The organism is Collinsella sp. CLA-ER-H4, assembly GCF_040092395.1.
GTDB lineage: Bacteria > Actinomycetota > Coriobacteriia > Coriobacteriales > Coriobacteriaceae > Collinsella.
The window spans coordinates 60,806-82,971 of sequence record NZ_JBBNLQ010000009.1 but is presented as its reverse complement, the minus strand read 5'-3'; the positions used below and the strand labels follow the sequence as shown (position 1 = coordinate 82,971).

19 protein-coding genes are annotated in these 22,166 nt (G+C 60.6%); 1 reads left to right on the top strand and 18 read right to left on the bottom strand.

The genetic code is table 11. From position 1 onward, the window contains the following. Window positions 1-197 precede the first annotated feature (197 nt). From AAAX34_RS07145 to AAAX34_RS07095, 11 genes are all read right to left on the bottom strand, one after another. The gene (locus AAAX34_RS07145; RefSeq protein WP_055251542.1) at window positions 198-821 is read right to left on the bottom strand and encodes a cytidylate kinase-like family protein; all 624 of its coding nucleotides are present in this window, start codon (window positions 819-821) and stop codon (window positions 198-200) included. A gap of 48 nt (window positions 822-869) precedes the next feature. Further along, on the bottom strand, window positions 870-1,508 hold the full coding sequence (locus AAAX34_RS07140; protein ID WP_055285379.1) for an amino acid ABC transporter permease: 639 nt from the start codon (window positions 1,506-1,508) through the stop codon (window positions 870-872). 3 nt (window positions 1,509-1,511) lie between these two features. Beyond that, complete coding sequence (locus AAAX34_RS07135; RefSeq protein ID WP_035136546.1) at window positions 1,512-2,258, bottom strand: amino acid ABC transporter permease; 747 nt, start codon at window positions 2,256-2,258, stop codon at window positions 1,512-1,514. Between the two features lie 25 nt (window positions 2,259-2,283). Beyond that, window positions 2,284-3,159, bottom strand: coding sequence for a transporter substrate-binding domain-containing protein (locus tag AAAX34_RS07130; protein WP_271746727.1), 876 nt, complete (start codon window positions 3,157-3,159; stop codon window positions 2,284-2,286). A gap of 8 nt (window positions 3,160-3,167) precedes the next feature. Beyond that, complete coding sequence (locus tag AAAX34_RS07125; protein ID WP_022094215.1) at window positions 3,168-3,899, bottom strand: amino acid ABC transporter ATP-binding protein; 732 nt, start codon at window positions 3,897-3,899, stop codon at window positions 3,168-3,170. Window positions 3,900-4,155: 256 nt separating this feature from the next. After that, a complete protein-coding gene (locus tag AAAX34_RS07120; protein ID WP_349110599.1) occupies window positions 4,156-4,599 on the bottom strand; it encodes a GatB/YqeY domain-containing protein in 444 nt (147 codons plus the stop codon). Window positions 4,600-4,653: 54 nt separating this feature from the next. Further along, window positions 4,654-5,874, bottom strand: a complete 1,221-nt coding sequence (locus AAAX34_RS07115; RefSeq protein ID WP_349110598.1) for a peptidylprolyl isomerase — start codon at window positions 5,872-5,874, stop codon at window positions 4,654-4,656. 224 nt (window positions 5,875-6,098) lie between these two features. Continuing rightward, window positions 6,099-6,563, bottom strand: coding sequence for a PTS sugar transporter subunit IIA (locus AAAX34_RS07110; RefSeq protein WP_006235803.1), 465 nt, complete (start codon window positions 6,561-6,563; stop codon window positions 6,099-6,101). A gap of 152 nt (window positions 6,564-6,715) precedes the next feature. Beyond that, complete coding sequence (purN, locus tag AAAX34_RS07105) at window positions 6,716-7,417, bottom strand: phosphoribosylglycinamide formyltransferase (RefSeq protein ID WP_006235804.1); 702 nt, start codon at window positions 7,415-7,417, stop codon at window positions 6,716-6,718. Then, on the bottom strand, window positions 7,407-8,510 hold the full coding sequence (gene purM / locus AAAX34_RS07100) for a phosphoribosylformylglycinamidine cyclo-ligase (RefSeq protein WP_349110597.1): 1,104 nt from the start codon (window positions 8,508-8,510) through the stop codon (window positions 7,407-7,409). Before purM ends, purN begins: the two co-directional genes overlap by 11 nt. 156 nt (window positions 8,511-8,666) lie before the next feature. Then, window positions 8,667-10,337: an amidophosphoribosyltransferase gene (locus AAAX34_RS07095; protein WP_271737781.1), complete on the bottom strand. Its 1,671-nt coding sequence runs from the start codon at window positions 10,335-10,337 to the stop codon at window positions 8,667-8,669. A gap of 294 nt (window positions 10,338-10,631) precedes the next feature. Between AAAX34_RS07095 and AAAX34_RS07090 the strand changes: the two genes are divergently transcribed. Next, entirely contained in the window at window positions 10,632-11,861 is a 1,230-nt protein-coding gene (locus AAAX34_RS07090; protein ID WP_349110596.1) for a putative ABC transporter permease, read from the top strand. A 90-nt stretch (window positions 11,862-11,951) separates the two neighbouring features. On the opposite strand, the gene AAAX34_RS07085 is transcribed toward AAAX34_RS07090, so the two are convergent. From AAAX34_RS07085 to AAAX34_RS07055, 7 genes are all read right to left on the bottom strand, one after another. Then, window positions 11,952-12,368 carry a molybdenum cofactor biosynthesis protein MoaE gene (locus AAAX34_RS07085; protein ID WP_230318606.1) on the bottom strand — a complete coding sequence of 139 codons (417 nt, stop codon included), beginning with the start codon at window positions 12,366-12,368 and terminating at the stop codon, window positions 11,952-11,954. Window positions 12,369-12,434: 66 nt separating this feature from the next. Further along, window positions 12,435-13,433 carry a class B sortase gene (locus AAAX34_RS07080; protein ID WP_349110595.1) on the bottom strand — a complete coding sequence of 333 codons (999 nt, stop codon included), beginning with the start codon at window positions 13,431-13,433 and terminating at the stop codon, window positions 12,435-12,437. A gap of 35 nt (window positions 13,434-13,468) precedes the next feature. Continuing rightward, entirely contained in the window at window positions 13,469-13,933 is a 465-nt protein-coding gene (gene purE, locus AAAX34_RS07075) for a 5-(carboxyamino)imidazole ribonucleotide mutase (RefSeq protein ID WP_006235810.1), read from the bottom strand. A 445-nt stretch (window positions 13,934-14,378) separates the two neighbouring features. Continuing rightward, on the bottom strand, window positions 14,379-17,693 hold the full coding sequence (gene carB / locus AAAX34_RS07070) for a carbamoyl-phosphate synthase large subunit (protein WP_349110594.1): 3,315 nt from the start codon (window positions 17,691-17,693) through the stop codon (window positions 14,379-14,381). Window position 17,694: 1 nt separating this feature from the next. Continuing rightward, window positions 17,695-19,140, bottom strand: coding sequence for a glutamine-hydrolyzing carbamoyl-phosphate synthase small subunit (gene carA, locus AAAX34_RS07065; RefSeq protein ID WP_349110593.1), 1,446 nt, complete (start codon window positions 19,138-19,140; stop codon window positions 17,695-17,697). A gap of 208 nt (window positions 19,141-19,348) precedes the next feature. After that, the gene (locus AAAX34_RS07060) at window positions 19,349-20,314 is read right to left on the bottom strand and encodes a hypothetical protein (protein ID WP_349110591.1); all 966 of its coding nucleotides are present in this window, start codon (window positions 20,312-20,314) and stop codon (window positions 19,349-19,351) included. A 19-nt stretch (window positions 20,315-20,333) separates the two neighbouring features. Beyond that, window positions 20,334-22,106, bottom strand: coding sequence for an ABC transporter ATP-binding protein (locus AAAX34_RS07055; protein WP_227790604.1), 1,773 nt, complete (start codon window positions 22,104-22,106; stop codon window positions 20,334-20,336). Between the last annotated feature and the right edge of the window lie 60 nt (window positions 22,107-22,166).

Below are 22,166 nucleotides of genomic sequence, written 5' to 3'. Positions count from 1 at the left end.
CATTTCCCCGGACAGGACCACCTTTGCCGCCGAGACCTTGAACTGCCTGTCGTATCGCTTTCTTCTTTGGGTCATCTTGAACACCTTTCGCTCTTAACTAGGTGTCCAATTCATCATACCCACTCCAAACCTCCCATTTCCCGATGTCCAAGAAATGGGAGGCAGTTCACTGTCCCCCTTGTGGTGGTTTTGGTCGGTTAGCCTTCGAGTTGGGCCACCTTGTAGCGGTAGGCCGCGGCGATGACGTCCTTGCAGCCTTCGCGGCCCAGCTTGGCGCGGTTGACTACGATATCCTTACCGCTCGTCATCTTCCATTTGCCGGCACTGTAGCGCTTATAGAACGCCTCGCGCGCCTTCTGCTGCTGTTTGACCAGCTTGGCGCCCTTCTTTTTGTTAAGGCCACGCTTCTTGCGCACGATCTCGACGCGGTCCTCAAAGGGAGCGGTCACCAACACGGCAATGTGGTTGGGGTTGTTGCGAAGCAGATAATCGGACAGGCGGCCTTCGATAATGCAGCTCTCGGTCTCGCCCAAATCCAAAATCACCTGGCTCATCTTTTGGAACAACTTATCCGAGTACGAACGCGCATCGTAGCGGTCGGGCAGAAACGCCATGTTCTCAACGGCCAGACGTTCGTCATAGGCGGCCATCTTATCGAGCGACTCGCCCGCGCGCAGCGACGCACGTACCAGCAGCTCGTTATCGTACAGCGGAATCCCCAACTCGTCGGCAAGCATGCGACCAATCTCGTGGCCCTCGGCGCCAAAGTCGCGCGCGATGGTAATGACCACAGGATTCTTCTTATTCTCCAGATCGCTCATCGCGATTCCTTTCTCTATGTGACAAAGGGACAGTCCCTTTGTCACATTCTACGCTGCCACGATGCGGCGCTGATACGCTCGGACCAGCAGCGAGATACCAAAGTTGAGCACAAAGTACATCGCAAACACCAGGCCGTAGAGCATAAGCACCTGCGACAGGTCGATCGCGTGGGCCATCACGACGTTTGCCGTGTACATGAGCTCGGCCACGTTAATGCCCGAAAGATACGAGCTGTCCTTAATGACGGTCGTGCACTGGCTAAACAGCGCCGGAATGATCGTCTTAAATGTCTGCGGCAGAATGATGTAGCGCATGGTGGCAAAGAAGCCAAAACCCTGGCTCTGCGCCGCCTCAAACTGGCCGCGCGGAATCGAGTTGAGGCCGCCGCGCACAATCTCGGCCATAACGGCGCTGGTAAACAGCGTAAAGGCGATGGTCGAAATCACAATGTCCAAACCCTGCACCGTAAAGTAGATAAACAGGATCCACAGCAGGTTTGGCGTGCAACGGAACAGCTCGATATAGGCGCTTACCAAAATACGGAACGGGCGGGGCGCATAGCTCTTAACGAGCGCCAGTACCGTGCCAAAGATCAGCGAGAAAAAGATCGACAGCGCCGAGATCTCGATCGTCTTAACAAAGCCGCCCCAAATGTAGAGCAGGTTGGTCGCGTTGAAGATTTCCATGCGCTAGGCCTCCTCTACGTTGTCGAGCCCCAGCTCGGCCAGACTCACGCCGCGCGGACGCTCCTTGGAGCGGCGCTCGAGCCACTGCACCAGCATGGCGAGCGGAAAGCAGATGATGAAGTACATAAGGCAGCAGACGATGTATCCCTGCAGGTAACCGTACAGACTCACAAAGTTGTCGGAACGGTACATAAGGTCGCCGCCGGCCACAAGTGCCAGCACCGACGTGTTCTTGACCAGGTTGAGCGCCTGGTTACACAGCGGCGGCAGAATGATCTTGAACGTCTGGGGCAGCACGATGTACCAGTATGCCTGCGCACGGGTGAAGCCCTGGCTCTGGGCCGCCTCCATCTGACCGCGCGGAACCGCCTCGATACCAGTGCGGATGACCTCCGAGATGTAGGCCGCGTGATACAGACCCACACCCAAGAAGCCCAGCACGAACGGCGCGATGCGCACCGGCTGGTCGGCACCGGTTATGGCCTGCAAAAACTGCGGACCGGCCATGTACATAAAGAGCACCTGCACGGGCAACGGGGTGTTCTGGTAAAACTCCACGTACACGCGGCTTATGGCGCGCAGCACGCGCGAGCGAGTGGTAGAGAACACGCCCAGCAGCGTGCCCAGCACCAGCGACAACAGCAGGCCGGCAACGACCACCTGCAGTGTCACGCCAAAGCCCTCCCAGAAGGGCCCCATGTTTTGAAATGTCGTCGACCAACGGTCGGCGTCAAATAATCCTTCGAGCATTTGATTCCTTCCTTGGACGATGCGCCTATACAAGACCCCAGGTCTTGACCTCTTGGTCGAGCCAGCCGTCGGCTAGGCGGTTGCAAATCACCCGATCGACCACGGCCGAAAGGTCGCAGCCCTTCTTGGTCGCCACGCCGTAGCCCTGCTCGCCAAACTTGACCTCGGGCTGCAGCAGCTCAACGGTCTCGTTCATATAGCCGGCCAGCGTGGAGCGGTCCATGGCAAAGACGTCGATATTGCCGGCGTCGAGCGAACTCTTGATGATGGGGTAGCCGCTAAAGGCCCTAAACTCGGGCTTGCAGCTAAAGCCGTTGTCCTTGATCATCTGCTCGATCAGGCCCTGCGTGGTGGCACCCTGGCTTACGCCAATGACCTTGCCGTCCAGGTCCTCAATCGAGGTAAAGCCCGAACGCTTCTTGACCATGAGTCCCACGTAGTCGGTGCGGTACGGCGTCGAGAAATCCCAGCTCTTCTTGCGCTCGTCGGTGATGGTGTAGGTCGCCGCGACCACGTCAAGTTGGCCGTTATCGATCAGCGGGCCGCGCGTCTTGGGCGTTACGTCAGTAAACTCGACAAGCTCCTGGGCGCGGGCCTCCTTGTAGCTCACGCCAAAGACGGCAGCAGCGATCTGGTAGCACAAATCGACTTCCATGCCCTCAAAGCGGCCCTTGGCGGTGTCGTAATAGCCGTAGCCGGGAACGTCCTTCTTAACGCCGGCATTCAGATGGCCACGCGATTTGATGGCCGCAAGCTTGGACCCCTTGTCGGAGCCCTCGCCGCTGGTGGAGTTGCCGCAACCGGTAAGCGCGGTCGCCGTCAGCGCAAGCATGCTGGCGCCAGCCAGCTGCAAAAAGTGACGGCGCGACACGGCCTCCCTCGTCATATCCGTCATGTCCATCACCGCGCCTAGTGCAGAATCTTGGACAGGAACTCGCGACAGCGCGGGTTCTCGGGGTTATCGAAGAAGTGCTCGGGCGTGCCCTCCTCCAGAATGCGGCCGTCCTCCATAAAGATGACGCGGTCGGCCACCTGGCGCGCAAAGCCCATCTCATGCGTCACGCAGATCATGGTGATGTCCTCCTGCGCGAGCTCGATCATGACGTCCAGAACTTCCTGGACCATCTCGGGGTCGAGTGCCGAGGTCGGCTCATCAAACAGGATGATGGGCTGCTTGGTGCACAGGGCACGGGCGATGGCGATGCGCTGCTGCTGACCGCCCGAGAGATTCTGCGGATACTCGCCGGCCTTATGCGCCATGCCGACACGCTTGAGCGCGGCGATAGCGATCTCGGTCGCCTCCTCCTTGCTCTTCTTTTGTAGCTTGATGGGCGCGAGCGTCAGGTTGCCCAGCACCGTCATGTTGGGATACAGGTTGAACTGCTGGAACACCATGGAACTATACTTGCGAGCCATCTCCAGGTGGTTCTTTTTGGTGAGCGGCGTACCGTCGATGACGACCTCGCCCGACGTGGGCTCCTCCAGATAATCGACGCAACGGATGAGCGTCGACTTACCCGAACCGGAAGGCCCGATCATTACGAGCTTCTCGCCGCGCTTGACGGTGAGATTGATATCTTTGAGCACATGCAGATCGCCAAAGTACTTGTTGAGATGCTTGATCTCGATCATGTCTGCCATGAATGTCCCTTCCCTGCGTTTACACGAGTTGAACTATTGTACGGAAAGAACCACGTTTTCGCAGCCCACACTACATTCCCGTAAAGAACCCGCAACCTTCCACCTGCTCGTCGGCACTCATTGGGGACAGGCTTAAATGAGTGCCCGCTCATTGGGTACTCATTTAAGCCTGTCCCCAATGAGTGCCCGGCCAGCAAAAAGGGGCGCGACCATGACGGCCACGCCCCCTCAACATCAACTATGTACCGCTCGGCCCTTAAGCCAGCTTTGCGCCGACGATCTTTGCTGCGGCCGGCTTATCGAAGTTGCCGCCGGTGGCCTTGCCGAGTGCACCCATGACCTGGCCCATCTGCTTCTTGGACGTGGCACCCAGCTCGGCGATAACCTGCTCGACCAGGGCCTCGAGCTCCTCGCCCGAAACCTGCGCGGGCAGCAGGCTTTCCAGAATCTTGACCTGCTCGGTCAGGTTGTCGGTACGCTCCTGGTCGGTGCCGGCCTTGATGGACATCTCCAGTGTCTCGCTCGTCTGCTTGATCAGACGCTTGATCATGCTGTTGACGTCTTCCTCGGTCACATCGCGGCGCTCGTTGACCTCGATGTTCTTCACCTCGGCCTTAACCTGGCGAATGATGGACAGGCGAACCTTGTCCTTGGCCTTCATGGCCGCAATCATTTCCTTCTGCAGCTCTTCGTTGGTCATCTGCAAATCCTCCTCAATAGTGCGGACGGCACTCGCACGAGCGCCGCCCCATGATTACTCAGTCGTCGACGAATCGTCGGTCGAACTCTTGGTGACGCCCTTCAGGCTGACGTTGTACGGCACGTCCTTGGGCATGGGGTTGACGGTGATGTCGGCATCCTTCTTGTACTGCTCCAGCCACTCGCTGTACGCAGTGCTGGCCGCTTGCGTCTTCACCACATTGGAGACGTACTTCTTGATGGCCTTGGGCACCTGGTTGATGTCATCGACCTGATTATCGACATGGAAGTAGTCGGTGCACTTGATGATGTGGTAACCATAGGTCGACTCGACGACTCCGCTCACGTCGCCCTTGTTGAGCCCCTCGAGCGCCGTCTGGTAGCTGTCAACAAAGGTGGTGAGCTTATCCCAGCCCACATCGCCCTTCTTCTCCTTGGAACCGGTGTCCTCGGAGTACTGTTCAACGGCGTCCTCAAAGCTCAGCTCACCGGAGTTGATCTTGTCCAGGCACTCCTGCGCCTTGGCCTTGGCGGCAGCCTTGTCCTCGTCGGAGGCGTCGGAATCAACCTTGATCAGGATGTTCGACGAGCGGCGAGCATCGTTGTAGTTAGACAGATTCTCGTTGATGTAATCGACGATCTCGCTGTCCTTGGGCTTGCTGGTGGGCGCCACGGCATCCTTGAGTTTCTGCTGCGCCAGGCTCTCCTTGAGCGAATCCTTGTAGGTGTCCTCGGTATAGCCGTAGGTCTTGAGGGTCTTCTTAAAGGCCTTGGCACCGCCCGCGCTCTTGCACGCGTCCTTCCATGCCTTCTCGACCTCCTCGTCCGACACCGTCACGCCGTTCTCCTTCTGTGCCTGCTGAAGCAGAATCTGTTGCGTGTAGGAGTCGATAAGCTGCTTGCGGTACTTCTTGGGCGTGAGGTCGTTGTCGACCAGGTACTGTGCCCAGTCCTTGTCCTTGGTGTAACCGTAGGACGTGCGCATGCTCATGATCTGCTTGGTCACGGTGTCCTCGGTGAGGTTGGTGCCGTTGATAGTAGCAGCAACACCGCCGGTCAGCTTGTAGCCCGAGGTGTCCTCGGCCTGCGACATAAGGCCGGAGCACGCCATCGCCGAGACGGAAAGCAGCATCGCCAGCACGCCGATGACCACCAGAACGATCTTAACGGTCTTAGACACGTACGTCTTGCGCTGCTTCTTGCGAGAGCTAGAGGCGACGCGAGCCTGCTGCTCGAGCGTCGGCTCGGGTGCGGGGTTCTTTTTCTTATTTGCCATAGTTGGCCTTTCGCATAACGAATCGAACAAACGCCATTGTGTCACAACGCGGCCCCCGCGGCACGCTTGGTGCATTGGGGACAGGTTAATCTGCACCATTTTGGTGCAAAGGGGACAGATGCGGCACTTGGCACTTGGGGACGTTCTTTATGTGCCGGCACTTGGGGACTGTCCCTTACTGCCGGCAGAAAAGGAACGTCCCCAAGTGCCGACTCAGCCCCACCTTAGAAGTGGCGGCGGATGGCGTCGACCATGCCCTGCGGCGTGGTTTGGCCGAGCACGTCGGCTGCGGCATCGGCGTCCATAAAGATGTTCATGAGCGCCTGCAGGGCCTCGACCTGACCGCCCGGCTCTGCGATGCCCAGATTGATGACGATCTGCGCCGGCACCGGAGCGCCCATGCCAGCCATAGCGTTAAATGTCACGGGCGCGGCGGGCTTCACCACCGCGATATAGGGCTTGGCCACAAACCCCGGATCGGTATGCGGAATGGCAATGTTTGCCGCCGGCATGGCAAGACCCGTGGGATAGGCATCCTCGCGCGTGCGAACGGCGTCGAGCCAACCGGATGCAATGTAGCCACGTGGTGCAAGCTCGCCCTCGAGCCGCGCGAACACCTCATCCGGCGTCGCACACTCCCAATCAAAAAACACCAGCTCAGACGTAAACAGCGCTTCGTTATCCGCCATGCGCTCACCTCTCTCATCTAGTCACCTGCGACGTTCTTGAATGACCAGTCGTTAAAGCCCGTTCCCGATGACTACCCAAAACAAAAGGTGGCCACGCGCGCCTTGGCGCCAATGACCACCCTGACTACTCGGCTAAATTGTACTGTGCGCCGCTAGCCGCGAGGCGCGTCAATTGCGACCTTGCCGCTCTCCAGCACGTGGACGCGGCCGTCGGCGAGCATCTGCACGACCTCGGGATACAGCACGTGCTCAATCGCGTGGATGTGCTCCTCGAGCGTGTCGACGTCCCAGCCCTCCTCAACAGCCAGCGCGCGCTGGGCGATGATGGGGCCGTTGTCGTAGATCTCGTTGGCAAAGTGCACGGTCACACCGGTTACCTTGACGCCGCGCGCAAAGGCATCGTCGATCGCATGCGCGCCGGTAAAGCTCGGCAGCAGTGCCGGATGCAAGTTGACCACGCGGTTGGGAAACGCCGCCAGCAGCGGCGTGTGCACCATGCGCATGTAACCGGCCATGACCACATATTCGCAGCCGCGCTCGAGCAGCTCGTGCGCGATGATCTCGTCGGCGGCGATGGGGTCGGCATAGACATCCTTGGACAGCGTAAGCGTCTGGATGCCCGCGCGCTCAGCGCGCTGCAAACCCTTAGCCGAAGGACGGCTCGACACCACAAGCTCAATCGAAGCGTTGAGTTTGCCGGCAGCGATCAGATCGATCAGCGCCTGCAGGTTGGTACCCGAACCGCTGATGAGCACACCGATCTTGAGCGGCTCGGCCGTATCGGTGCCGGTCGGACGGGTGTAGGGCACAAAGCCCAGGCTCGCGGCAGCAGCCATCTGCTCGTTAGCGCTCATCGGAGTACACGACCTTACCGGAGCCCTCGACGCACTCGCCCACGCGGAACGGCTTCTCGCCCAGCGCGACCAGGGCCTCGGTCACGGCAGCCTCGTCCTCGGGGGCGACGATCAGGCACAGGCCAACGCCCATGTTGAAGGTCTTGCATGCCTCGTTGGGCGCGAGCTCGGCCTGGCGCGACACGTAGGTGATGACGGGCGGAACGTCCCAACCCACCTCGGCGCCGTTGCGGGTGACCACGGCGTCGACGTCGTCGGCAAGCGCGCGGTTGAGGTTCTCGGTAATACCGCCGCCAGTGATGTGGGCGATAGCGTGCACGTTGGCGCCGCCGCGCAGCAGCTCCAGAATCGGCTTGACGTAGATGCGCGTGGGAGCCAGCAGGGCGTCTGCCAGCGAAGCACCGCCGAGCTCCTCGAGCGGACGGCTCAGCTCCTCCGCCTTAGCGGCGGCCTCGGGCGTGCCCGGCTTAATGCCGTCGACGCCGATGACCTTGCGCACGAGCGAGTAGCCGTTGGAGTGCACGCCGGTGGAAGGCAGGCCCAGGATCACATCGCCCGGGCGGACGTTTGCGGGGTCGAGCATCTTGGGACGGTCGACGACGCCCACGGTAAAGCCGGCAAGGTCGTAGTCGGCCGGAGCCATGACGCCGGGGTGCTCGGCCATCTCACCGCCCACGAGCGCGCAGCCCGCGAGCTTACAGCCATCGGCCACGCCCTTGATGATCTTTGCCATGTGCCCGGCCTCGATGTGACCGATGGCAACGTAGTCCAGGAAGAACAGCGGCTCGGCGCCCGAAGCCAAAATGTCGTTGACGCACATAGCAACCAGGTCCTGGCCCACCGTCTCGTGACGGTCCATAATCTGGGCGAGCACGAGCTTGGTGCCCACGCCGTCGGTACCGCTAATCAGAATCGGGTCTTCCATATCCTTAAGCGCGGCGGCCGAGAACAGGCCACCAAAGCCACCGATGCCGCCGATGACCTCGGGACGGTTGGTGTCCTTAACCATTTGCTTAATAGCGTCGACGGCGCGGCCGCCCTCGGCGGTATCGACGCCGGCATCCTCATACGTCATATGTTTGCTGTCGCTCATCTGAGCCTTCCTCTCCCACTACCGTCCGCCGCCCGGGCGCCAAACGGTGCTCATAGTTGCGTTCATATCGGCGCACACCGCAGCGGCGCGCGCCGTAGTATCAACAAAACAGCAGATAAAACCTGCCAAAATAAACCTGTCCCTACATGACAGGTTTTAGGCCTCGCCGTGCTTCTCTTCCCAGCTGCGGTCGTCGTATTTCTCGACCACGGCGTCGTCATCAAAGTGCAGCGGCTTGTCCAGGTTGCGGGGCTTAAAGCCCTCCATGAACTTGTCGCGGCCAAAGCTCTCGGGAATCGCCACGGGGTAGCGGCCGGTAAAGCACGCATCGCAGTAACCGCCTTTGGGCATGACTTTGAGCAGGCCCTCGACCGAAAGGAAGGCCAGCGAATCGGCGCCGATATACTCGCAAATCTCGTCGACCGTCTTGTTGGCGCTGATAAGCTGCGACTGCACGTCGGTATCGATACCGTAGAAGCATGGCCAGATGACCTCGGGCGAGTTGATGCGGATATGAATCTCCTTGGCGCCAGCGTTGCGCAGCATCTTGACGAGCTGCACCATGGTGGTGCCGCGCACGATGGAGTCGTCGATGACGACCAGGCGCTTGCCCTCGATGTTGTCGCGCAGCGGGTTAAGCTTCATGCGCACGCCCATGGCGCGCAACTCCTGCGTAGGCTCGATAAACGTACGGCCCACGTAACGGTTCTTGATGAGGCCCTCGCCAAAGGGGATACCGCTCTCGTGCGAATACCCCTCCGCGGGCGGCAGGCCGGAATCGGGCACGCCGATGACCAGGTCGGCCTCGACGGGCTCCTCATGTGCCAGCTGACGGCCCATGTCGTAACGGCAGGCATAGACGCTCTTGCCGTTCATGATGGAATCGGGGCGAGCAAAGTAGACCTGCTCAAAGATGCAGTTTGCGGGCTCTTCGGCGGCAGGCACGCCCTGCTCGGATACCAGACCCTCGGCGCTGATGCGCAAGATCTCGCCGGGACGGACGTCACGGACGTACTCGGCGCCCACGATGTCGAGTGCGCAGGTCTCGGAAGCAACGACCCAGCCGCCGGCGCGGGTGACATGGGTGGTGGCGTCGACCGTCGCGGCGCCGTCCTGCGACGGCAGCTGCGAAACGGATGCGGCATCGGCCTGGTCCAGACCCTCGTCCACCAGCTTGCCCAGCACGAGCGGGCGAATGCCGTGCGGATCGCGGAATGCGTAGAGCGCCTGCTCGTTAATGAGCGTCATGGCGTAGCCGCCGCGCACGAGCTCCATGGTCTTGCGAATGCCCTCGCGCAGATGGCCTGTACGCTGGGTAAAGTAGCCGATAAGCTTGGTCGCGACCTCGGAATCCGAATTGGAGAGGAACGGCACGCCCAGCTCGATCAGCTGGCGGCGCAGCTCGTCGGTGTTGACCAGAGTGCCGTTGTGAGCAAGCGCGATAATGACGCTGTTGATGGTAGAAAGATGCGGCTGCGAGGCTTCCCAGCTCTTGGCACCGGCGGTGCCATAGCGCACGTGGCCCACGGCCAGCTGGCCGGAGAGCGTCGACAGGTCGGCGTTGGAGAACACGCGATCGAGCAGTCCCAGGTCTTTGCGAACCATAACCGTGCCGCCATCACCCACGGCGATTCCCGCCGATTCCTGGCCGCGATGCTGCAGCGCGCGCAGACCAAAGTACGTCAGTCGAGCCACATCGCGATCGGGTGCCCACACACCAAAAATGCCGCATTCCTCATGCAGCTGGTCGGAGTCCGGATCATACGTCGACATGGTCTTCACCTGTCCCGCGGCACGCTCGGCCGCGCGGATGGTTTCTTGAGACATGGCATCCCCTCAGAGCCTCGTTATTTGGCGTTACCTGCCCTATTATACGCACGGCAAGACAAGCACTCCCGCGCATGAACAGCGCTTTTTAAAAGCCCACCGAGCTTATAATCCGTTTTGCAGCCAAACATTTTATTGGGCAACCGCCTCGGGGCCGACGATCCCGCATACTTCCGTTGCGACGTGTCTCGCCCGCCGTTGGGGCTTGCATTGTTGCAATTGGGACGTTCGTCCTGTCTTTTGGCAGGTCGGCGGCGTATCCTTGTACCTACAGCAAAACGAGAAAGGTTATGTATGGATCGAAACGAACTCGACCCCAGCGTCCCCAGCGCCACGGAGGTCAAGAAGATCCCCCTCATCATTAAGGTGTACGCCGTCCTGTGCATCCTGTCCGGCGTGGGCACGCTCCCTTCGGTCGGCGCCTTTATGTGGCAGGTCATCACCGCGCTCATCAACGGCAACGCCGCCGCCAAGCTCGGCGACAACACGCTCGTCGCGGTCGGCCTTATCGTCGCCGGCATCATGCTCTCGGCTGCCAGTGCTGTCATCTTGATCATCTTTGGCCTAGACCTCATCAAGAACCAGCGTCGCAATGCCGCCCGTCTGTCCTATATCCTTATCGCGTTTACCGTCGTCGAGCTTTTGGTTGACGTGATGCTCCAGGGCATCGGGCCCTTCTTGCTGCGCCCTGCCATCCAGCTCGGCATCCTCGTCGCACTTTCGGCCACCGTCGACCCCACGCTGCGCCAGGAGCGCGAGCTGCAGCGCCGCCTGCAGGAGATGCTCGACCGCGACGCCGCCGCCGAGGGCATGCTCGGGCGCGATGAAACCGGCGAAGGCTACATCAAGCTCAACTACTTCAACCTGTTCTGGGTATTCTTTGTCTGCTGCATACTCGGCCTGGTCCTGGAGGATATCTGGCATATGACCGTCAACGATCCGGGTGTCTACCAGGACCGCGCCGGTATGCTGTTTGGCCCCTTCAGCCCCATCTACGGCTTTGGTGCCGTGCTCATGACCATGGTGCTCAACCGCTTCTATAAAAAGAACCCCATCATCATTTTCCTGGTGAGCGCCCTGCTCGGCGCCAGCTTTGAGGTGTTCGTGGGCTGGTTTATGCAGACCGCGTTTGGCGTGGTCTCGTGGAGCTACTCGCACATAACGCTGTTCGGTATGCCCGACCCGCTCGTGGTCCTCACGGGCGGACGCACCTGCACGGGCTTCGCCTGTCTGTGGGGCCTGGGCGGCCTCATCTGGATCAAGCTGCTGCTGCCGAGGCTGCTCAAGCTCATCAACATGATTCCGTGGAAGAGCCGCTACTCGGCTACCGTCATCTTCACCATCATTATGCTGGTCGATGGCGTTATGACGCTGCAGTCGCTCGATTATTGGTATCAGCGCGTCAACGGCACGGAACCGGATATTCCCGTTGCGCAGTTCTACGGCAAGTATTTCGATAATGACTTTATGGAGAATCGCTTCCAGAGCATGACCATGAGCCCCAAGGATGCGACGCGCGTGTAGCGCCAACCGCGCCCAAAACGCAAAATGCCCGCCGGTATCACACGTACCGGCGGGCATTTTTATAAACGAGTCTTCTATCGACGCAAGCCTCTACGCCTCGCGCTCGACCTCACTCACGCATTCGTTCTTGATGGTGCCAACGAGCGCCTGCAGCGCATCGACCACATGCGGGCGAATGTCCCCGCCGATGAGCACGAGCATGATGTCGTCACCTACGGCAAGCTCACCGCTTGCCAGCCACACGCGCACATAGCCGATACCCGGCATCGCGCGCGTCGCCTCGATGGCGGCCTGTACCTTGCTGGCGTCGTAGCCAAACACCATGCCGCCCACCTTGTGGCCCGGCGCCACGCCATCGGTCTCGACACCGCGTGCCTCGGCCTTGGGCGTCGCGCGCACCACACCGTTATGTGTCAGATACATACCGCACGCAGGTGCCGACGAATCGGCCTTGGCCTCGCGCAGCCAAGCATCAACCGAAGGCATCGTTTTGCCATTCTCGAGCATCATTTCTCCCTTACCGTCGTCGAGTAGCCAATTTGGAACGGGGCTTTTTAGCTACTCTCGAACAACTTATTCCTCGACCGGCGTGAGCACCATGACAGCACGCGTGTTGCTCAGCGATAACGAACGACAGGTCACAAGCGTTACGACCTTGGTTGCCGAAGCAGCACGATCGGTGGCATCGCTCGCCACGGCAGAGGCACCGTCGAGCATCTCGGACAGGTAGTTCTTGAGCCCGTCGTCGCCCTCAAAATTGCGCGTGCGCGCCTTGGCATACGTGTCCTCGACAACTTTGGTCGCCAGTGGTCGCAGCTTATACGTAGCATCCCGTGTGATGTAATACACAAACTCAATGCTGTCGAACGTCGCCTGATCAGTGGTGTCCGAAATCACGTTGAACATCGACCCGTCGTTCATATGGTGTCCGTAGATCGTAGTCTGCTGATCCACCATGCCGGGCGCAGCGTCCTCGTAATCCAAGAAGATGGCACCCGATGCGTTGGACGTGCCATCGAACAACGTGTTGAGGTACTTGGAATTATCAGTAGCCTGCACTACGGGATAGTTAATGTTGGTGCCCGGTGCGTAAATCCAACCGACGACCTCGGGATTTGTCTGGGCAAGAGCATTGAAATCGATAATCGGCACGCCGCTGGCGTCCTTAGCGGGCGCATATTGCTTTTCGATCTTTTGGTACGACTCGCTCGCCTGCTTGTAACCGATCTGCGCATTGATAAAGATGGCAGCGGCGGCAACAATCAGGCCGATGCCGATGATGATGAGCAGAATGGGAATAATGGAGCGGCGCTTTTTGCGCGGCGGCTCGGTGTAATCCGACGGCACGGCATGCGATGAAGACCGGGGCGGTTTCTTAGCGGTGCTATAAGACGAAGGACGATATGCGGCCGGCGCGTCATGTCGACGATGCGTCGCCGGTGTCACGGGACGCGACGCGCGCTGCTGCTGAGGAGAGGATGTCCGACCCTGCTGTGCCGCACGGGCAGCACCCGGCTTCGACGGATCGGGAATCTGAGAAGCCTTGAATCGTTTTCCCTGATAGTCGGACATGGCTCTCCTTATACTGCGGTGAAACGGCGGAACGCCTAGGCGTCGGCCATCTCCTGCTTCATCTTCTCGATAACCTTGCGGTACTCGGGGTCGCATGCACCCAGAATCTGCGTGGCGTAAATGGCGGCGTTCTTGGCACCGTTGATGGCAACGCAGGCCACGGGCACACCCGAAGGCATCTGCACCATCGACAGCAGCGAATCCATGCCGCCCAGGTCACTCGTCTTCATAGGCACGCCGATGACCGGCAGCGGCGTAAAGGCAGCCACGACACCACCCAGGTGAGCGGCCTTGCCGGCGGCGGCGATAATCACTTTGATACCGCGATCGGCGGCAGTCGAAGCCCACTCGTGGACCTTCGCCGGTGTGCGGTGTGCGCTCGCAATGACAAGCTCATAGGGCACACCGAGCGCCTCGAGCTCGGCGGTGCAGCCTTCCATAACGCCCAGATCGGACTTGGAGCCCATGATGATCCCGACAACCGGCTTTTGATCTGCCATAAACAAAGACCTCCTGTTGAGAGCGGTGACGCGGCGGATCCGCGACCCTTAACTACTGAGAGTAGTATAGCTGCTCCCGTCCCTGCGGTCTGCGGGTGCCCCGCGGCGGTCTGGTGTTTTCATCTTCACTCCGGTTGCTTCGCAAAGTCGTTCAGATGAAAACACCAGACCGCCGCGGGGCACCCTCGACCTACCGGGGATTGCCATGACGTACGTTGGCTGAAATTTAAAATGTGGGCTCCTTCGTTCGAATGAACGAAGGAGCCCACGCTCACTTTTTATTCAGCCCTAGTCATCGCGCAAAGCCCCTTCGGCAGCACACGGTGCAGCTAAGTCACCGCAGGCCGGGGCGGGAGGGGCCGAGTTTCCTCCTGAGCGACTCTGCTTGCAGCCGGAGCGAAAGGGGGAAATCTCGGCCCCTCCCGCCCCGGCCGGCCAGGTCACACTACACCGTGTGCTGCGGCAGGTCCTGCAGGGCGATGACGTCCATGCCCATGTCGTTGGCGCTGCCGTGACCCTGCTGGTCCTCGCGCACGGCCTCGATGGCACTCACGTATGTGTTGGCGGCAGACATCGCCGTCACGCAGGTCACACCGCGGCGTACGGCCTCGGTACGTAGCAGGTAGCCATCGCCACGCGAGCCCGGACCATACGGCGTGTTGATGATTACCGCAATCTTGCCATCGGCGATGAGGTCACCAATGTTGGGACGCTCGCCGTCGTGCGGGCCGCTAATCTTTTCCACGACCTCGCACGTCACGTTGCCTCCACGCAGCACGCGCGCCGTGCCCTCGGTGGAGCAGATATCAAAGCCCAGGTAGCGCAGGATACGGGCGACCGAAAGGATATGACGCTTGTCACGGTCGCACACGCTGATGAACACCTTGCCGGCGCTCGGGTCGGGCAGCTTGTAGTCAATCGCCAGTTGCGTCTTGGCGTATGCCTCGGGATAGCTCTTGGCGATACCCATGACCTCGCCCGTCGACTTCATCTCGGGCCCCAGGATAACGTCGGCGCCCGGGAAACGGCCCCAGGGCATAACGGCTTCCTTCATGCAGAACCAGTCCAGCTGACGCTCGTCGCTCGGCAGGCCCAGGCTTGCGATGGAATCGCCCGCCATGATACGCGCCGCGCACTTGGCCAGCGGCACGCCGGTGGCCTTGGAGATAAACGGCACGGTGCGGCTGGCACGCGGGTTGGCCTCGATCACGTAAACGGTCTCGCCCTTGATGGCGTACTGCACGTTGACCAGGCCGCGTACGCCCAGCGCCATCGCGATGCGGCGCGTGGTCTCGCGAAGCTTTGCCTGCAGGCTCTCGCTAAAGCTGAACGGCGGGATGCAGGTCGCAGAGTCGCCGGAGTGAATACCGGCCTCCTCGATATGCTCCAGAATGCCGCCGATGTAGACCTCTTCGCCATCGCACAGGGCGTCGACATCGGACTCGATCGCGCCCTCCAAGAAGCGGTCCAGATACACCGGGTAGTCGGGGCTAATGCGCGCAGCCTCGGCCATGTAATCGCGCAGATGCTCGGCATCGTAGGCGATCATCATGCCGCGGCCGCCCAGCACGTAGCTCGGACGCACCAGCAGCGGGTAGCCGATGTGCGCGGCAACGGCCTCGGCCTCCTCAAACGAGGTGGCCTGGCCCGCCGGCGGGTACATGATGCCCAGCTTGTCGAGCAGAGCGGCGAAGCGCTCGCGGTCCTCGGCAAAGTCGATGGCATCGGGCTTGGTGCCCATGATGTTCACGCCGCTCTCCTCGAGCATGCGCGCCAGCTTAAGCGGGGTCTGGCCGCCAAGCGTCACCACGACGCCATCGGGGCGCTCAACGTCGATAACGTCCATGACGTCCTCGTAGGTGAGCGGCTCAAAGTACAGGCGGTCGGACGTGTCGTAGTCGGTCGAAACGGTCTCGGGGTTGCAGTTGACCATGATGGTCTCGAAGCCGCGGGCCGCCAGCGCATAGCTCGCGTGCACACAGCAGTAATCGAACTCGATACCCTGGCCAATGCGGTTGGGGCCGGCGCCCAGGATCATCGCCTTGGGCTTGTCCGCCGGCGTGGTCTCGTCGGGAGCCACGCACTTCTTGGCATCCGGGCTCGTGCGGTAGATGTTCTCGTACGTCTTGTAGTGGTACTCCGTGGCGCTCGAGAACTCCGCAGCGCAGGTATCGACCGTCTTCATGCTGGGAACCACGCCCAGACCCTTGCGATAGGCGCGCACAAAGCGCTCGTCCGAGCCGGTCAGCGCGGCAATCTCGGCATCGCTCGTGCCGTACTGCTTGAGCAGGCGCATCGCGTCGGCGTCGATATCCTCCACACGCAGGTCGCGGATGCTCTCCTGGACCTGCACCATATCGTTGATACGGTTGAGGTACCACGGATCGATACCGCAGATGGCATGGATGCGAGCGATGTCCCAGCCACGGCGTAGGGCCTCGACCACAAAGAAGATGCGATGCTCGGTCGGGGTTGCCACGGCCTGAGCAAGCTCGTCGTCGCTCAGCTTATCGGCACCCTCTTTGCCACCGGCGCAAATGCCCTGGTGGCCATCCTCCAGCGAGCGCATAGCCTTGCCAAAGGCCTCCTCAAAGGTGCGGCCGATCGCCATAATCTCGCCCACGGCCTTCATGCGCGTGGTGAGCGTGGGGTCGGTACCCTTGAACTTCTCGAAGGCAAAGCGCGGCACCTTGACCACACAGTAGTCGATCGTGGGCTCAAAGCAGGCGGGCGTAGCCTTGGTGATGTCGTTGACGATCTCGTCGAGCGTGTAGCCCACAGCCAGGCGCGCGGCGGCCTTGGCAATGGGGAAACCCGTGGCCTTGGAAGCGAGGGCGGACGAACGGCTCACGCGCGGGTTCATCTCGATGACGATCAGGCGGCCGGTGTTGGGATTCACGGCAAACTGCACGTTGGAGCCACCGGTCTCAACGCCGATCTTCTCCAAGATGGCGAGCGAGGCGACACGCATGCGCTGATACTCAAGGTCGGAGAGCGTCTGCGCCGGCGCCACGGTGATGGAGTCGCCGGTATGCACGCCCATGGGGTCGAGATTCTCGATGGAGCACACGATGATGCCGTTGCCGGCGTGGTCACGCATGACCTCCATCTCGTACTCTTTCCAACCCTCGATGGACTCCTCGACCAGCACCTCGTGGGCGGGCGAGAGTTCCAGGCCCTGGCTCACGATGGAGACGAGCTCCTCGTGGGTGTGAGCGATGCCGCCGCCGGCGCCGCCGAGGGTAAAGCTCGGGCGCAGTACGCAGGGATAGCCCACGCGCTCGGCGATGGCCTCGGCGTCGGCCACGCTGTAGGCATAGCCCGAGCGCGCGGCCTCCAGGCCAATCTCGGCCATGGCCTCGTTAAAGAGCTTGCGGTCCTCGCCGCGCTCGATAGCGGCCAGGTCGCAGCCGATCATCTCGACGCCGTACTTGTCGAGCGTACCGTCTTTCGCCAGCTCGACAGCGGCGTTCAGACCGGTCTGGCCGCCCAGCGTGGGCAGCAGCGCTTCCGGGTGCTCTTTCTTGATCACGCGCTCGATAAACTCGGCGGTGATGGGCTCGACATAGGTGCGGTCGGCAAGACCCGGGTCGGTCATGATGGTCGCCGGGTTGGAGTTGACCAGGATGACCTCAAAGCCATCCTCCTTGAGCACCTTGCAGGCCTGTGCGCCGGAGTAGTCAAACTCGCAGGCCTGACCGATAACGATGGGGCCCGAACCAATGACGAGGATGCGCTTGATGTCAGTACGTTTAGGCATGTTAGTTCTCCTCGGTCTCAGTCTCGGTCGCGGCGGTCTCGGCAAAATTCCAGCCAGCCAGGCGGTCCTTCGCGGTGTCGATATCCAGGTAGTTCTCCTCGCCGTCCATGAGTCGCATAAAGGCGGTAAAGAGATAGTGGGCATCGGTGGGGCCAGGCGAGGCCTCGGGGTGGTACTGGACCGAGAAGCACGGGGCGTCGAGCAGCTGGATGCCCTCGGCGGTGCCGTCGTTGAGGTTCACATGTGTCAGGCGAATGCGGCCGAAGCGCTCGTTCATCACGACTGGCGCGATTCCGCGGCGCACCCAAACGCGCAGGTCTCCATCGGCCGCATGTTCGATCTCGCCGCCGGAAAGCTCGGGGACAAGCTTGCCCAAGCTGGGGAATAGCAGGCCAAAGCCATGGTTTTGCGCGGTGATCTCCACGCGACGGCTCACCAGGTTCATGACCGGCTGGTTGCCACCGCGGTGACCGAACTTAAGCTTTTCCATCTGGGCGCCACAGGCCAGACTGATCATCTGATGACCCAGGCAAATGCCAAAGACCGGCACCTTGCCGATCAGCTGCTGCACCTGCTCGTAGGTCTCCACCACGGCGTCGGGGTCGCCGGGGCCATTGGACAAAAAGACGCCGTCGGGATTCATGTCGAGCACCTGCTGAGCTGGCGTATCCCACGGCACGACGGTAAGGTCGCAGCCGGCGCGGACCAGGCCCTCCAGAATGCCGCGCTTCACACCGCAGTCGTAGGCGACCACTTTGTGACGGGCAGGAGCGGCAGCAGCAAGTGCAAAGTCATGCGTGGCAGGCAGGTCGGCGGCCACAAACTCGTGAGGCGCGGGGCAGCTCACGGTCTTGACCAAATTCTCGCCCACCAGTGTAGGCGCTGCGGCCAGACGTTCGGCAAGCTCGTCAACGTCGAAGATCTCAGTCGAGATAATGCCCATCTTGGAACCATTGTCGCGCAGATGGCGCACCAGAGCGCGGGTGTCGACACCCTCGATAGCGACGATGCCGCGAGCGCGCAGGTACTCCGGCACGCTGACGGCCGAGCGCCAGTTAGAAGGCGTGGCGCACATGTCGCGAACGATCATGCCGCGCATGGCCGGAGCGCTCGCAGGGCGCACGGCGTCGCCGGGGAAGGCCGACTGGACGTCGGTCTCGTCGATACCGTAGTTGCCGATCTGCGGATAGGTCATGGTTACGATTTGGCCGGCATAACTCGGGTCGGTCATGACCTCAAAGTAGCCCTCGAGCGAGGTGTTGAAGCAGACTTCGCCGGTCGCGGTGCCCTCGGCGCCGCATGCACGTCCATAAAAAATGGTCCCATCCTCAAGATACAGGATGCAGGGACCGCAGGTGCCCTTGCTGGTTTTGGCCAGCATACGCTGGCAAAGTTCGCTGGGCGCGAAGGTGCGGGCGGCAGTGCCCGCGGTATGGTTGTTCGCCATAATTCTCCTTCCCGGTCTCACAGGACCGGCTTAAAGGTATGTGGTTAGGCCTCGCGGTATTGTAACCGCAAGCATGCCTCATGGCGTTAATTTCATCGAAATGTTTACGAAATGATAATTATGACTTTCTATGCATAATGATTTTTTAATCCCCGTCCCAGAAAAATCATCCCGCGTGGGCTTGTGGCTCACGCGGGATGATGGCCTCTTACTTTTTCTTGTCCTGCTCCAGCAGTTCGGACGGTGTTCGGTCGGGCTTGCCGCCGCGGAAAATCTCGCGGCCATGCAGACGATGCTCCAGGTCACGTTCGACCTTTTCCTCGTCAATCTTGGTCTGGCTCACCACCGGGTCCTCAATCAACGACGACACCGAGTTCACCTGCTTCTGAATGCGCTCGGCGATGGTGTCATCCATACTCACGATGCGCATCTTCCAGTCGATACTCGTGGCGTTGGATGAGCTCTTGTTCCACACGAACGTCAAAATGGCGCTCTGGTGGCCGCGCGCGGGGAACATGCCAAAGAAGGAATCGTGCTGAATGTTGCTATCCTCGTCGATATAGGCGTGAACGTTATACACCACGCGGTCGATCTTATCGTTGAGCAACGCGTTGGTCGCAAGCGCCGCGGCCTGAATCTGCCCGTTGGACAGCAGCTCGAGCTCGTTGGCAGACGATGTGTCCAACACCGTCACCTCGACCGTGCCCGTGCGTTCATCGGCTTCATCGACGGTGAAGTCGAGCGGGAACTGCGTAAAGCCGTTGCCCCATTCAAGTCCACCCTTCAGCGCCGTCGAAACGGTATCGACCGAAACGCTCTCGGACAGGTTGGCGGTGTTCAGACGACGCATCACGCCGTAGCCAATCTGCATGCCCACGATCAGCACCAAAATACCGATGACCACGGCCATCGCGGTCTTCGTAATGGTATGGCTCACCTGCGAGCCCGAAGGATCGTCCTCGGACAGCGGGTCGATATGTTTTGCCTGGCTCGCGCGGTCATCGCTGCGCAGCTGCGCTAGCGCCGCTTTGTCACCGCGCTTGGCCGCAGCCTCCTTCTCACGCATGCGCTCGGTACGCTTTTTGGCAAGCGTAGGATCCAAGACGCCGGATGCATCGATTTCGGAGAATAACTCCGTCACTTCTTCCGGAGTCAAAGGGTTCTTGTCAGCCATAAACTTCCTGTCATATCAATCAGTCGAGCTCGTGCGCACGCGCACCTTCGAACTGCATTCGATAGTAACGGGCATAGGTGCCGCCACGGGCGAGAAGCTCCTCGTGCGTGCCACGCTCCACAACGCGACCATGCTCAACGGTCGCAATCTCATCGGCGTGTTTAATGGTCGAGAGACGGTGGGCGATGATAATCGTGGTGCGGCCGCGTGCCAGCTCTTCGAGCGACTCCTGCACCGCCTCCTCGCTCTCGTTATCCAAAGCACTCGTCGCCTCATCCAAAATAAGGATCTTGGGATTCTTGAGAAACACACGCGCGATGGCAACGCGCTGCTTCTGTCCGCCCGAAAGACGGCTGCCGCGCTCGCCCACGACCGTGTCATAGCCCTGTGGAAGCGACTCGATAAAGGCATCGATGTTGGCGCGACGGGCCGCCTCGGCGATCTCTTCCGCCGTAGCGCCCGGCTTGCCGTAGGCGATGTTCTCGCCAATCGTACCGTCAAACAGATAGACATCCTGCTGCACCAGGCCGATGGCGCGACGCAGGCTCTGCTGCGTCACATCACGCACGTCCTGGCCGTCGATGCTAATGGAGCCGGCAGCCACGTCATAAAAGCGCGGCAGCAGCGAACAGGTCGTGGACTTGCCGCCGCCCGAAGGGCCAACCAAAGCGATGGTCTGCCCGGGCTTGATGGACAGATCCATATGGTCGATAACGGGACGCTCGTCGGCATCGCCCTCGCCCAGCTCGACATCCTCGTAGTTAAAGCACACGTCGTGATACTCCACGGCGCCGGCGGTCACCTGCAGATCCGTGGCGCCCGGCTTGTCCTGGATATCCGGCGCGGTCGAGAGCACCTCGTCCATACGTTTAAAGCCGGCGATAGCCTTCTGATACGTTTCGGCCGAATTGACGAGTGTCTCGAGCGGCGTGCAGAACAGCGAAATATAGAGTGCAAAGGTCGCCATATCGACCGCCTGCAGCTGTCCCTGGGCGACCAGCCAGCCGCCCAGCAGCACCACGATCACATAGAGCACACCCGAGAGCAGGCCATACGTCGCGGTATAGACGCCCATGGCGTGATACATGTTCTCCTTGGACGAAAGATAGCGATTGTTTGAGGCGCGGAACTTGAAGCGTTCGGTCTCCTCATTGGCAAAGCTCTTGACCACACGCATGCCCGCCAGCGAATCCTGCAGCTGCGCATTGATGCCGCTGATCTTTTTGCGGTTGTCGCTAAAGACCTCGCGCATGCGCATGTTCTGCCAAAACATGATGACCGCAAACGCCGCCGTCACCACGGCCATGGCAAGCGCCAGCACCGGGGCGATGGTAAAGAGGATCACAAACGAGCCGATGATCTCGATGCCGCAGATGATGATCCACTCGGGCACGTGGTGCGCCGCCTCGCAGATATCGAACAGGTCGTTGACCACGCGGCTCATCATGTCGCCCGAGCTGTTGCGGTCGAAGTACGCAAAGCTAAAGCGCTCATACTGGTCGAACAGGTCCTCGCGCATCTTGGACTCCATGCGCGCGCCCATCACGTGGCCCCAATAGCTCACAAAGTAGCGGCAGGCGCAGCGGACGGCATACATCAGCACCAAGCCCACCGCGATCATGCCGAGCGCCTGCATAATGGCAGCCTGACCCTGAGTAAACAGCCCACCGGTCAAATTGCGCAGGATAATGGGAAACGCCAGGTCAATGGCGGCAAGCACCAGAGCACAAACAGTATCAGCAACAAAAAGCCCCATCTGGGGCTCGTAATACGAAAGAAACCTCTTAAACATGCAGTCCTCGAAGAGAAATAAATAGCGTGATAAATCCGGTTGAGCCGGTCGGGCTGAAAA

Bases quoted from the DNA above. Each gene is read 5' to 3' on its own strand.
- AAAX34_RS07145 (WP_055251542.1), bottom strand. From the start codon at position 821: ATGAGCGATCTGGAGAATAAGAAGAATCCTGTGGTCATTACCATCGCG.
- AAAX34_RS07140 (WP_055285379.1), bottom strand. From the start codon at position 1,508: ATGGAAATCTTCAACGCGACCAACCTGCTCTACATTTGGGGCGGCTTT.
- AAAX34_RS07135 (WP_035136546.1), bottom strand. From the start codon at position 2,258: ATGCTCGAAGGATTATTTGACGCCGACCGTTGGTCGACGACATTTCAA.
- AAAX34_RS07130 (WP_271746727.1), bottom strand. From the start codon at position 3,159: ATGGACATGACGGATATGACGAGGGAGGCCGTGTCGCGCCGTCACTTT.
- AAAX34_RS07125 (WP_022094215.1), bottom strand. From the start codon at position 3,899: ATGGCAGACATGATCGAGATCAAGCATCTCAACAAGTACTTTGGCGAT.
- AAAX34_RS07120 (WP_349110599.1), bottom strand. From the start codon at position 4,599: ATGACCAACGAAGAGCTGCAGAAGGAAATGATTGCGGCCATGAAGGCC.
- AAAX34_RS07115 (WP_349110598.1), bottom strand. From the start codon at position 5,874: ATGGCAAATAAGAAAAAGAACCCCGCACCCGAGCCGACGCTCGAGCAG.
- AAAX34_RS07110 (WP_006235803.1), bottom strand. From the start codon at position 6,563: ATGGCGGATAACGAAGCGCTGTTTACGTCTGAGCTGGTGTTTTTTGAT.
- purN (WP_006235804.1), bottom strand. From the start codon at position 7,417: ATGAGCGCTAACGAGCAGATGGCTGCTGCCGCGAGCCTGGGCTTTGTG.
- purM (WP_349110597.1), bottom strand. From the start codon at position 8,510: ATGAGCGACAGCAAACATATGACGTATGAGGATGCCGGCGTCGATACC.
- AAAX34_RS07095 (WP_271737781.1), bottom strand. From the start codon at position 10,337: ATGTCTCAAGAAACCATCCGCGCGGCCGAGCGTGCCGCGGGACAGGTG.
- AAAX34_RS07090 (WP_349110596.1), top strand. From the start codon at position 10,632: ATGGATCGAAACGAACTCGACCCCAGCGTCCCCAGCGCCACGGAGGTC.
- AAAX34_RS07085 (WP_230318606.1), bottom strand. From the start codon at position 12,368: ATGCTCGAGAATGGCAAAACGATGCCTTCGGTTGATGCTTGGCTGCGC.
- AAAX34_RS07080 (WP_349110595.1), bottom strand. From the start codon at position 13,433: ATGTCCGACTATCAGGGAAAACGATTCAAGGCTTCTCAGATTCCCGAT.
- purE (WP_006235810.1), bottom strand. From the start codon at position 13,933: ATGGCAGATCAAAAGCCGGTTGTCGGGATCATCATGGGCTCCAAGTCC.
- carB (WP_349110594.1), bottom strand. From the start codon at position 17,693: ATGCCTAAACGTACTGACATCAAGCGCATCCTCGTCATTGGTTCGGGC.
- carA (WP_349110593.1), bottom strand. From the start codon at position 19,140: ATGGCGAACAACCATACCGCGGGCACTGCCGCCCGCACCTTCGCGCCC.
- AAAX34_RS07060 (WP_349110591.1), bottom strand. From the start codon at position 20,314: ATGGCTGACAAGAACCCTTTGACTCCGGAAGAAGTGACGGAGTTATTC.
- AAAX34_RS07055 (WP_227790604.1), bottom strand. From the start codon at position 22,106: ATGTTTAAGAGGTTTCTTTCGTATTACGAGCCCCAGATGGGGCTTTTT.